The sequence below is a fragment of the Photorhabdus sp. RM96S genome (assembly GCF_042879335.1).
In the GTDB taxonomy this organism is placed as follows: domain Bacteria; phylum Pseudomonadota; class Gammaproteobacteria; order Enterobacterales; family Enterobacteriaceae; genus Photorhabdus; species Photorhabdus kayaii.
Genome location: NZ_JBHFKT010000039.1, coordinates 1 through 12439 on the forward strand (window position 1 = coordinate 1; position 12439 = coordinate 12439).

Annotated in this window: 10 protein-coding genes; 3 read left to right on the top strand and 7 right to left on the bottom strand. The window is 40.7% G+C overall.

What is annotated here, in order from left to right:
- Positions 1-229: 229 nt before the first annotated feature.
- The 3 genes from ACGF49_RS19370 to sbcB all read left to right on the top strand — a co-directional run bounded on the left by ACGF49_RS19370 (position 230) and on the right by sbcB (position 2661).
- Positions 230-460: a hypothetical protein gene (locus tag ACGF49_RS19370; protein WP_113041906.1), complete on the top strand. Its 231-nt coding sequence runs from the start codon at positions 230-232 to the stop codon at positions 458-460.
- A 588-nt stretch (positions 461-1048) separates the two neighbouring features.
- Complete coding sequence (locus ACGF49_RS19375; protein WP_158536529.1) at positions 1049-1192, top strand: hypothetical protein; 144 nt, start codon at positions 1049-1051, stop codon at positions 1190-1192.
- A gap of 38 nt (positions 1193-1230) precedes the next feature.
- Positions 1231-2661 (top strand): exodeoxyribonuclease I, encoded by a 1431-nt coding sequence (gene sbcB / locus ACGF49_RS19380; RefSeq protein ID WP_113041908.1) that lies wholly within the window; start codon positions 1231-1233, stop codon positions 2659-2661.
- A gap of 138 nt (positions 2662-2799) precedes the next feature.
- Here the strand turns inward: sbcB and dld are convergent, their stop codons facing one another.
- From dld to ACGF49_RS19415, 7 genes are all read right to left on the bottom strand, one after another.
- Positions 2800-4515 carry a D-lactate dehydrogenase gene (dld, locus tag ACGF49_RS19385; protein ID WP_113041909.1) on the bottom strand — a complete coding sequence of 572 codons (1716 nt, stop codon included), beginning with the start codon at positions 4513-4515 and terminating at the stop codon, positions 2800-2802.
- 195 nt (positions 4516-4710) lie between these two features.
- Positions 4711-6093: an APC family permease gene (locus ACGF49_RS19390; RefSeq protein WP_228902704.1), complete on the bottom strand. Its 1383-nt coding sequence runs from the start codon at positions 6091-6093 to the stop codon at positions 4711-4713.
- A 717-nt stretch (positions 6094-6810) separates the two neighbouring features.
- The gene (locus ACGF49_RS19395) at positions 6811-8790 is read right to left on the bottom strand and encodes a ligand-gated channel protein (protein ID WP_113041911.1); all 1980 of its coding nucleotides are present in this window, start codon (positions 8788-8790) and stop codon (positions 6811-6813) included.
- A 261-nt stretch (positions 8791-9051) separates the two neighbouring features.
- Positions 9052-9234, bottom strand: coding sequence for a hypothetical protein (locus tag ACGF49_RS19400; RefSeq protein WP_387492353.1), 183 nt, complete (start codon positions 9232-9234; stop codon positions 9052-9054).
- 42 nt (positions 9235-9276) lie between these two features.
- Positions 9277-10077, bottom strand: coding sequence for an ABC transporter ATP-binding protein (locus ACGF49_RS19405; RefSeq protein ID WP_113041913.1), 801 nt, complete (start codon positions 10075-10077; stop codon positions 9277-9279).
- Positions 10074-11159 carry an iron ABC transporter permease gene (locus ACGF49_RS19410; RefSeq protein WP_113041914.1) on the bottom strand — a complete coding sequence of 362 codons (1086 nt, stop codon included), beginning with the start codon at positions 11157-11159 and terminating at the stop codon, positions 10074-10076. The genes ACGF49_RS19405 and ACGF49_RS19410 overlap by 4 nt, the downstream gene beginning before the upstream one ends.
- 24 nt (positions 11160-11183) lie before the next feature.
- Positions 11184-12317, bottom strand: a complete 1134-nt coding sequence (locus ACGF49_RS19415; protein ID WP_228902706.1) for an ABC transporter substrate-binding protein — start codon at positions 12315-12317, stop codon at positions 11184-11186.
- Positions 12318-12439 lie beyond the last annotated feature (122 nt).

The window sequence follows — 12439 nt, forward strand, 5'->3', positions numbered from 1 at the left end:
ATTAGTTTATTAGTTTATTAGTTTATTAGTTTATTAGTTTATTAGTTTATTAGTTTATTAGTTTATTAGTTTATTAGTTTATTAGTTTATTAGTTTATTAGTTTATTAGTTAAACACCTTACAAAAATCACTATATTTATGATATTCATCTTAATAATAAAATAAAAAATTCTTTATTACTGAAACATAATTAAAATTGACGAAAAATATAACGATGATTAGGTTAGTGATGAAAAAAATTCCTTTTTATTTGGATGGTTACGAAATCTCTTTTGGTCATGCACGTAGAACAAGAATTCCAATTATAAAAATAACTCATTCCAAAAATGGGATTTCCATCAAACCATTTTATAGTGTTAATAGAATAAACTTACTTGAAATAATTCAATATGAAACTGGTTTAAATGATCAATATATTGAATCTATTAATGAGCATTTTCAAGAAGTTAATTATCCTTAATAAGGAAAAATATATTATAATTATTATATGCCCTGTTTGCTGGTAAAATTGCCTAAACAATTCATCAGCAAACTAGTAAAAGGTCTTTATAGATTGCCGGTAATAATACCATTGAAATAGCCCCCCTGAAAAATGTACTTATTAGTCAAATCTACCTTGGTGAAGAATAACTTTTATGCTTACTAATTGTAACCTATTGGAGTAATATACATTTTTCTTTTATTTTTTCCGTTATTTTGCTAATAAAGGAGAAGCTTTATCAATAGATTTAGTGATAATTACCGGATGATGTGAAACATCCAGCAGAAATTAACCCTTGGTTTTGGCCTTTAACTGTTAAATAAATTAAATTTGACATATTCACCTCGTTTATTTTTTCAATACTTCGATGGATACTGTGGTAGGCAGGTCAATATTGTCAAGGGTAAATGGTCTTAAAATAGACAATTTTTTATTCCAAGTACCCAAAATGTTAATAATCGGCCTCCAATCGCAAAACAAAAAGCAGGAAAACATGTATATACCCTATGGATTTCAAGATGGATCGCGGCGGCAAGGGAGCGAATCCCCGGGAGCATAGATAACTATGTGACCGGGGTGAGTGAGTGCAGCCAACAAAGAGGCAACTTGAAAGATAACGGGTATACAATATTGATTGCAATTACCAGATTCTCTAAGATAGTAAACAACAATTGTCTCTATTTTATGGCAAAAATGTCGTCCATTCTCTGAAAAAACAAACAATTAACATCATTGGACATTGAACAACCGTGAAAAATAACAGCGAACAACCCACTTTCTACATCCACGACTACGAAACTTTTGGTCAACATCCGGCCTTAGACAGACCGGCTCAATTTGCTGGTGTTCGTACTGATATGGATTTCAATATTATTGAAGAGCCATTAGTTATTTACTGTTCACCTGCTGATGATTATCTGCCACAACCAGAAGCTGTCATGATTACAGGTATTACTCCGCAAATTGCATTAGAAAAAGGGGTCAATGAAGCGGAATTTGCCCGCCAGATTCATAATGTATTCAGTGTACCGAACAGTTGTATCCTCGGTTATAACAATATTCGGTTTGATGATGAAGTCAGCCGTAATATTTTTTACCGCAATTTTTATGATCCGTACGCTTATAGTTGGCAAAAAGGTAATTCCCGTTGGGATTTACTTGATGTATTACGTGCCTGTTATGCCTTGCGCCCCGAAGGTATTGTCTGGCCAAAGAATGAAGATGGTCTACCTAGCTTTAAGCTAGAACATCTGACTAAGGCAAATGGTGTTGAACATTCACATGCTCACGATGCGATGTCCGATGTCTATGCCACAATCGCAATGGCAAAATTACTCAAAGAAGTACAGCCAAGGATGTTTAATTATTTCTTTCAGTTAAGAAATAAGCAGAAAATTAGCGCCCTCATCGATATTCCCCAAATGAAACCGCTGGTTCATGTTTCCGGGATGTTTGGCGCTGCTCGCAGCAATCTCAGTTTGGTTGCACCTCTTGCCTGGCATCCGGTAAATCAGAATGCCGTTATTATGTGCGATTTAGCCGGAGATATTTCACCATTACTGGAATTGGATGCAGATACATTGCGTGAACGTCTATATACCCGCCATGATGAATTACAGCCAGATCAACTACCAGTCCCGATAAAACTGGTTCATATTAATAAGTGCCCAATAGTCGCCCCCGATAATACTTTGCGAACAGAAGACGCTGAGCGTATCGGTTTGGATCGTGATCATTGTGAAAGAAATCTGGCTATTCTGCGAAATAATCCACAAATTAGAGAAAAAGTTGTAGAGCTATTTGCAGAGGCTGAACCTTTCCCTGAATCTGATAATGTTGATGCTAAGCTGTATGATGGTTTTTTTAGTAGTGCCGATAAAGCAGCAATGAATATTATCCGTGAGACATTACCTCAGAATTTACCTGCACTCGATCTGACTTTTCAGGACCCACGTATTAAAACGCTGTTATTCCGCTATAGAGCCAGAAACTACCCTGCTACTCTAACTTACGATGAACAACAACACTGGTTACGTCATCGTCAAGATGTATTAACTCAAGATAAGCTGAGTGAATATTTCTTTATAATTGAACAACTCTTCACTGAATATCAAGGCAACGAAGAAAAATGCCGTCAACTTAAAGCACTCATGGAGTATGCGGCAAAACTGGTCGGATAATTAAACAGACAGTAGGTAAATATAAAACGGCGAGTCATATATACTCGCCTTTCCGACAGGATAACTCTCTCATCAATCTTTACAGATTTAAACTTTCCTAGTGACAACATGACATTGTCACTACTGAGAATATTGACATTAAGATCTTTCACCCCAATTTTTCAACTTGGATGTTTTCCCAATTCCGGGATTGAGAGTGTTAGTGGGATCAGTCATCCGATAAAAAGCCTTAAGTTGAAGTTTAGCCTGATATAGATGACCCACATTATGCTCTGCGGGATATTCCGCTCCTCGTTTATCAAGCAGCTCTATCATTCTTTCTTTCAATGCCTGTACGTCCACCCCTTTTTTCACAATGTAATCCTGATGAAACACGTAGCACATAAAATGCCCGCAATAAAGTTTGTGTACCAATACATCATCAAACTCTGGGGGTAATTGTTCAAACCATTCACGATCATTGCGGCGCAGAGCGATATCAAGTGACAGGATATTCTCTACTTCGTTACTATGCACCGCTTGATAACGGATCGCTGAACCACCGGCGGAAAAACGATGCAAGAACGCTTTAGCACCCTCCTCCGGCGTACAAGCAAAAAAATCCCCTTCCACCCGGCTAAAATATTCTTCCAACCAGCTTCTGGCCTCTTCAACCCCATCACCTGACATTTTTAATATCAAATGGTGCTCAAAACGATTACGATATTCTTTCAAACGTTTAGGCAAGTGGGAGGGAAGTAAACGACTTAACCCCTGCATAATGCGATCGATAAGATTGACAGGTAAAAATGGAATTCGGTTGAAAAGAGCGTCCATTCTCCCTTTCAAAGTAAAATAAGCCGGCATCTTATCCGTGCCAAGCTTATCAATCATGATGAAAGTATCTTTACCGTAAGTTTCCGCAATATCGAAAATATCCCGGTGCATATATTCACCCGCCACCGGTAAATTATGAAAATTTGCTAATATATGGCGACGCAATTCCGTCAATACGCCAGTTTGGTTGGTACCGATATAAAATACTTGAGACAAAGGTTCTGCCGGAAAAGTATCGAGCCGCACAGCAAACACAACCAACTTACCCGCACAACCTGAAGCTTCAAATAAACGACGCTCGTCAGAATTAAAACGAGATGGAGTATCAGCATCTACGTCACGTACTCGTTGGGCATATTCATGATCAGATGCTTTACGCTGACCCTGTTCTACATCCTGATCACTGTAACGCTGTTCTTCCAGACAAGAGAGAATCTCTTCTGGTGTTTCTCCCAAATAGATACCCAGATGATTAATCAATTCTGGCTTACCACACTCATTAACACGTCCATACAATGCCATTTCGGTATAAGCCGGCCCACGATGAACTAAAGAACCTCCTGAGTTATTACAGATGCCCCCAATCACAGAAGCGCCAATACAGGAAGAACCGATAACTGAATGTGGTTCACGTCCCAGCGGCTTGAGCGCCCGTTCAAGTTGCCATAATGTACTGCCAGGTAATGCAACTACCTGATTATACTGTTTTAAAATCTGAATTTTATTCATGCGCAGCGTGCTAATAATGACTATGTCACGATCGTAATCCTTACCATTCGGAGTAGAACCTTCAGTTATACCCGTGTTGGCCGCCTGCATTAAAATGATTTTATCTGCTTCAACGCAGACCTTAAACACACGCCACTGTTCCACCAGCGAGCCGGGAAATACAACGGCTAAAGCATCTCCCTGGCCGGAGCGAAAGCCTTTACGATAACGTTCAGTTTTATGGGGAGCAGTCAGGATATGAGATTTACCGACAATATTGGTCAGGGTAGTAATGAGTTGCTGATTTTGAGAGGTCTTTGCATCATTCATAGTCTCTTCCTTAATATACAATTACCTCTCAGAGCATAGATTGTTTTTCTTCGTTTACCGTTGAAATTTTTCTTATCTGTAAGCGACCTCGCTGTTTTTTTTCTTAAGCTCCTTTTCGTTAACTATTACGGTAAAATTAGCAACATAGTAAAAATAATGGCGCCAAATTCGGCGCCATTATTCTTTTGCTAAATATTAAACCATTTCAGAGTATTGAGGCATCGGCTGACGGAAGCGACGGGTCAGGAATACCATATAAACTAGACCAATTGCTCCCCAAGTTAGCCCCAATTCCATAGAACTTTGCTCCAGATTCATCCATAGTACGCTAACAGTACAAGCACCTATCACAGGTAATATCAAGAAATTAATGGTATCTTTTAATGTACGGTTACGACGTTCACGGATATAGAATTGAGAAATAACTGATAAGTTTACAAAGGTGAACGCTATCAACGCACCAAAGTTAATCAGAGCTGTTGCAGTAACCAGATCAAAGGTAATCGCAGATAACCCTATGGTGCCTACCAACAATACGTTGATTATCGGAGTCCGCCATTTTGGATGAACATAGCCAAATATTTTCTCAGGAAATACACCATCGCGCCCCATAACATAGAGCAAACGGGAAACCCCCGCGTGAGCCGCCATACCAGAAGCCAAAACAGTGACACAAGAGAACACCAAAATAATGGATTGGAACAGAGTACCTGCTACATACAGCATAATTTCTGGCTGAGATTCATCCGGGTTCTTGAACCGAGAAATATCCGGAAAATAGAGCTGCAAGAAATAAGAAACCGCAATGAAGATAACACCACCGATTAATACTGTCAGGAAAATCGCTTTCGGAATCACCTTACCAGCATTCGGAGTCTCTTCGGACAACGAACTAATGCCATCAAACCCTAGAAATGAGAAGCACAAAATCGTCGCCCCAGTAATCATTGGGATCAAATGGGCATCTTCAGAAACAAATGGTTTCGCATTCCATAAAGTTCCTACTCCTTCCCCGTTGTACACACCGTGGATCAGTAAACCCACAAATACGACCATAATGGCCACCTGAACAATAACAATAGCCGTGTTGAGATTAGCAACAACGTTAATGCCACGCAGGTTAAAAGCGGTCATCAGTAATGCAAAACCCACAACGAAGATCCACGGATCTACGCTAGGAAAAATGGCCTGAAGATAAATTTTCGCTAACAAGATATTAATCATCGGCATGAACATATAGTCCAATAGCGATGACCAACCCACCATAAAGCCAACATGCGGACTAATGGATTTTTGTGCATAAGTATATGCAGATCCAGCAGAAGGGAAACGTTTTACCAACTTCCCGTAGCTCACGGCGGTAAACAGAATTGCGATCAAAGCAATAGCGTAGGATGTCGCTACGTGACCGTTAGTCAAACCAGAAACAATACCGAAAGTATCAAAGATAGTCATAGGTTGCAGATAAGCAAGACCCATCATCACTACCTGAACCAAGGTCAGTGTTTTTCTGAGCTGAACGCGATTATTAGCACCAGTCTGGTTGGTACCTAGTGTGATTACAGTATTATGAGTCATGAGCAAAACCTCCCATAACTCCGATTCGTGTTATGACACTACTTAATCGATAGTTACTGGGAAGACTTCGCTTCTGCCTATAGGCAGTAGAATTAGAGGCTGGATTATATGCAGAGCTCAATGCTCCATAGTCATCGATGCAGCAGCATGTGCCAATTGGCACAAGTGCGAAAGGAAATAATTGCTCCATATTAGCGTTCCTCATTACGGCAACCGATTCTCATTGCGGTTGATCGTGGGCCAATTATCTATCCGGCTCAGAGTCCGGCCTCTGGTATAGTAAAAAATAAGTCATAGCAAAAAAAATAACCGACGCATATAAACGCATCAGTTATTCTCTAGTGGGCGAATTCTGCACTTGAAGACCTGAAATAGCAATACTCACCACACTAAAAGTTCATTATTTTTTACCACACTCATTGATGACGCTATGGAATTTGACGGTGTCATATACATTTTTTTAATGTGGCTAAGTTTTAACACAACACAAAACGGATTTCTATTCAGTTTTACAGGTATAAGCAAAAAACAAAAATCCTCCTTGTCAGCGACAAACAAGGAGGATTATAAAATATACCCGTTATCTTTCAAGTTGCCTCTTTGTTGGCTGCACTCGTTCACCCCGGTCACATAGTTACCTATGCTCCCGGGGATTCACTCCCTTGCCGTCGCGATCCATCTTGAAATCCATAGGGTATAGTTAGTTAGAACGTATTATCAAAAGTCGTAATTAATACCAATGTTATAACGACGGCCATCCAATACTATATCATGGGTGTCTTCAGTCACTTGTTTTTCAAACACGTTATATACCCCCCCTACCAAGCGTAAACCTTCAGCCAGATAATAGCTGACACCGATATCCACAAAGGTATAAGACGGTGTTCCTGTCCCCATAGAGGTACGTGATAAATAATTCGAAGTTTTGCCACGGTAGTTAACACGCGCCCAAGTTTGCATTTCTGGTAAAACCTGCCAGTTTAAGGTTGCATTCACCATATGTTTAGGCATCTTATTCAAAGGCTTCCCTTTGAAGTTACCGCTCTTTTGCTCAGAATCAGTATACGTATAGTTTGCAGCCAATACCCAGTTATCAACAATATCCCAGTTCATCGTCGCTTCTACACCACGCATATTGGCTTTATCAATGTTCACACGGTCACTGATAAATTTATAAGCAGTGCCATCAATAACACATTTGCCCTGAGATTTACCACTTGGATCGGTACAACGACGTAATTCAGTAATTTTATCTTTAAATTCAGTGTTGAATATTGTTAAACCGACATTAAAGTTATCCCGATTGTTCCAGATAACACCAATTTCCTGATTGAAGCTCTTCTCCGGTTTCAAATCCGGATTACCGACGATAATCGCTGGATCACCACCGCCACCCGTAATCTGCCCCCAATTAGATGCTGCCTGACGTAATTCTGGTGAACGATATCCTGTAGAAACGCCTCCTTTAATCGTCCATTGCTCATCAACATGCCATACACCGTACAAACGTGGAGTCCAATGGTCACCGAAGTTTTCGTCTTTATCCATGCGGATACCACCGGTCAGAGCAAAGTCATTGGTCATTTGCCATTCATCTTCAGCAAATAACGCCCAACTCCAACGGTTCAGCTTATTGATATTTTTAGCAGAAGCTAATTGATTCCCTTCATCGCGTAAATCTTCATAACGATACTGACCACCTATACTCAATGAATGATCATCCAACATAAACACTGTATGAGTATTGAACAGATTATCGTAATATTTCATATCACGACCAGGATTACGTGATTCATCACGCTGGAAGTACGTTGTCGACGTTCCAAAATCGTAAACGCCATTATGGGTGATAGAGTAATTATTTCTTTTATATCGACTTTGACTATTACCTGGAGATCGCCAACTACTTGTCTTTGTTTTCCCTACAGTAGAATCACGATCTTGCTCATAACGTCCCGCTTCAAAATCAAAAGTATTCTGCTCATCGGGAGTGAAAGAGAAAGTGGCTGAACCATTACGCATTTCCTGTTTGTTAAACCCACCGATAAATTTATCTTCATTACGGTGAGAATACAGGCCGCTCACTTTCAGCCCTAATAATCCATCAATAATTGGACCTGACGTATACACACTACTCTGATGACTATTACCTGATTTAGAACGCTCCTGCAAAGTGCCATCAGCGCGGAAGCTGGTTTTCCACTCTTTCTGTGCCTTACGGGTAATGATGTTAATCACCCCTCCCATCGCATCAGAACCATAAAGAGAAGACATAGGACCACGAACAACCTCGATACGTTCTATCGCGGCCAATGGCGGCAACCACCCCTGTTCAATCCCAGAATTATCACGGTTTGGACGAGTACCACGGGTATCAACACGCTTACCATCAACCAGAATCATTGTATATTGAGACGCCATACCGCGAATACTGATATCACTGCTGCTAGCACCACCTGTAACAACGACACCTGGCACATCTTTCAGTGCATCAGTCACATCACGATAAGCCTTAGTTTCCAATTGTTCACGGCTCACCACAGAAATAGACGCTGGCGCATCTTCAATTTTCTGTTGAAAACCAGCTGCCGTAGTGACAAGAATAGTGTCATTACTGCTACTAGCCGCAAAAACTGGGCCAGATGAGATTGCAGCAATAATACCTAACGCGATTTTTCTTTTATTAAAAACACCCATTCCCGATTCTCCAAGAGATATAATTACACTTTATTTATCTATAAAAATGGATAATCAACATGTGCTCAAATAACGAGGATAAAATATTTACCTCTGTGTGGTTTTATTAGTTTGCTTACATCTTATTACCATAAGACATAAGACAATATTTTTTATTAATTACAACAATCCATCTTATTAACTTATTCCATTTACTATTCTTCGCAGTAAAGAATGAATCTCAGCATTAACCAGACAAAAACTGTAGCTTTCAAATATGGCTTAGCTTTTAAATCCATAGGGTATATACCCGTCATCTTTCAAGCTGCCTCTTTGTTGGCTGCACTCACTCACCCCGGTCACATAGTTACCTATGCTCCCGGGGATTCGTTCCCTTGCCGTCGCGATGCAACTTGAAATCCATAGGGTATATACGACAATGCACATTCTGATTTTTGTACGCATTCTGCGCCTACACTTTATTAAAAATATATATTAAACAATAAGTTAAAATGAATTTTCTCTCACTAGCTTTGAAACTAATCCATCAACTAATACCTGAGGAATACCCTGAGAACAACGTTCAATTCTGCCTTTGACACCATAAACCTGTGCCAGACTATCTGGCGTAATAACCTGCTCAGGAGTTCCCTCGGCAATTAAATGCCCTTTTTGCAACATTAATACATGGTCACCATGACGCAAAGCGATATTAATATCATGCACAACGACCACAGTAATAATATTCCGCTGATAAGTTTCTTGTGCCACCAACGCCATTACGTGATATTGATAATTTAAATCCAGCGCACTAAGTGGTTCATCTAATAATAATAATGCTGGTTTACGAATTAACGACTGTGCTAATCCGACTAATTGTTTTTGACCGCCAGATAACTGATCTAAATAACATAACGCCAGATGCTCAATCCCCAACTGACGTAACAGCAACATCACTTCTTCTTCGCTGGTTTCAGAATAACGCCCTCCGGATGCCCGTTGAGCAACGATAATTGACTCCAGTACATGCAAATGAACACCAGCAGGTAAGCTTTGTGGTAAATAAACCACATTTTCCGATCGCTGGACAAAACTCATCTTCATCAAATCTTGACCATCAAGCCAAAGCTGGCCTCTTGCACGATTTAAACCAGCCAAAGAACGCAAAAGTGTTGATTTACCGCTACCATTTGGCCCCAACAATACTGTAATTTTCCCACGAGGCAACGGAGCAACATTCAGATTTTCAATAACAGAATGTTTCGGATAACCTGCAAAAAAATTGTTAATGGTTAATCCCGGATTCATATATTCGCCCTATGACGTAAGATTATGCTAAGGAAGAATGGAACCCCAACTAACGCAGTAACGATCCCAACAGGAATAACGACACCCGGGATCAAGTTTTTCGAGGCGATGGACGCCATAGACAGCACCAGTGCACCAATCAAGGCACTGGCTGGCAAATAGAAACGATGATCTTCACCAAACATCATGCGGGCAATATGTGGCGCAATTAAACCGATAAAGGCAATTGGCCCAACAAAGGCAACTGCTAAAGCAGCAAGAATACTGATACGCAATAATGTCCCCAGGCGCAGACGACGAACATCAATACCAAAACTGATTGCACGATCTTCACCCAAGCGCAGCGCTGTCAGCTTCCAAGAATTCATCATTGAAATAGGAAAAACGGCGGCAAACACCAACAACATAACACCCAGTTTTATCCAGGTTGCTCTGGCAAGGCTACCCATTGTCCAAAGTACCAGCCCCTGAAGGGTATCTTCCGTTGCAATAAACTGCATCATGGAAACCAATGCTTCAAAGGTAAAAACTAATGCAATGCCAAATAATACGACCCCAGACGTAGCAACTCGTGTCCAACGAGTAATCGTATCCAGCACCAATGCTGCCAACAAGGCGAAAATGAAAGCATTCGCAGAAATGAACCATTGATCAGGCACGCCTGGAATACCAATACCAGACACAATCGCCAACGCAGCACCAAATGCAGCCGCCTGGGCAACCCCTAAAGTAGAGGGACTGGCTAATGGGTTATTTAAGATCGTCTGCATTTCCGCGCCAGCCAACCCAAGGGACAGGCCAATCACTACCGCCATCAGGGCATAGGGTAAACGGATATCCCAAACAATTACCCGTGTACCCGCATCCACACTCTCTGGCGATACTAAAGTCTGCCAGAGAGATGACAAAGATAAACCTGATGGACCTATCGTAAAATCTAATACCAGTGAAACACCAATAATCAGCACGATGAAGACCATCATCACAATACGGCGGCGTAAAATATATTGGTAATGGGCTTTTACACTGCTGTCATCTAATTGTTGTTTCACCATTGGCATCGGCTCGGTAGTGGCACTCATTATTCCCGTTACCTGACTTACTGATTATTTTTCACTGATCCAATAAACCCCTGATGGATCAACTGCCAGGAATTTACTGTGTAATTCATTCAGTGTCTTCTGCGGATCTAAATCTGTAAATTTCTCAGGATAGAACCATTTAGCAAATACCTGAGTCGCTACCACATTATAGGGAGAATTGTAGTAGTTATGCCAAATCGCATAGTCTCTGCCCTCTTTGACCGCAGTCAACGAGCTGATACCTTTACGTTCAGTCATTTGTTTCAGACTGGCTTTTGCTAGTTCAGGCGTAGATTGCGCTCCCAGTTTTACACCAGGTTCATTACTGTCTGGCGCTTTTGCCCCACTAGCAATGTAAATATAAGGGTCAACTGCAATAATTTTTTCGAGGTTCATATTACCAAGTGCGCCTGGCAGAACACCTTTAGCAATGTTTTTACCACCAGCCAAATCGATAAAATTACCCATATTGCCATTACCGGCAGTCGCACAGCAGTCTTCAAAAGCACCCGCTCTCAAGTCGATAAATACTGTTGGTTTTTTCTCTTCCGAGATTTTATTGGTGATATCAGTCACCAGTTTTACATTTTTCTCGTAAAAATCGGCATATTCTGTCGCTTGTTTTTCACGATTTAGTACTTTACCTAGCATACGAATGCTCGGCAGCGTATTCTTTAACGGCTCAGTACGAAAATCAACAAATACAACCGGAACACCTGCCTTTTCAAGTTGGGCGACCAGTTCGCTGTTTTTACCAGGACCATGACCAGACAAGCCAAAAATGGCGATATCCGGATTGAGGGTTAACACTTTTTCAGAGCTGACACTATCAGCACTGGTGTTACCAATCAAAGGAACCTTATCAATCTCAGGGAATTTAGCTTTATAGACGGCGTAAGACTGTGGGTCCAGTTTGCGGAAATCACCTTGCCAACCCGCAATACGGGCCAGTGGTTTATCACCTTCAAGTAAAGCGATAGCGTGGAACAAACGGCCTTCGCCCAACAAAATACGATTTACATTCTCAGGAACTTCAACAGTACGACCAACTATATCGGTGACCGTTTCAGCCCATGATGCGAAGCTTGCCATGACTGCCGAACCCGCTAACAGGCCGACACTGATACTCTTTGCTATGGATCGCGACATAAATTTCATTTTGTTAGCCCTTTCATATTAATAATTATGGTACTAACAATAGGACAAATGAGAATACTTATCAATATGATCTACACAAATTTTGGTAAATTACGTGATTAATTGCATGAATTAACACTATG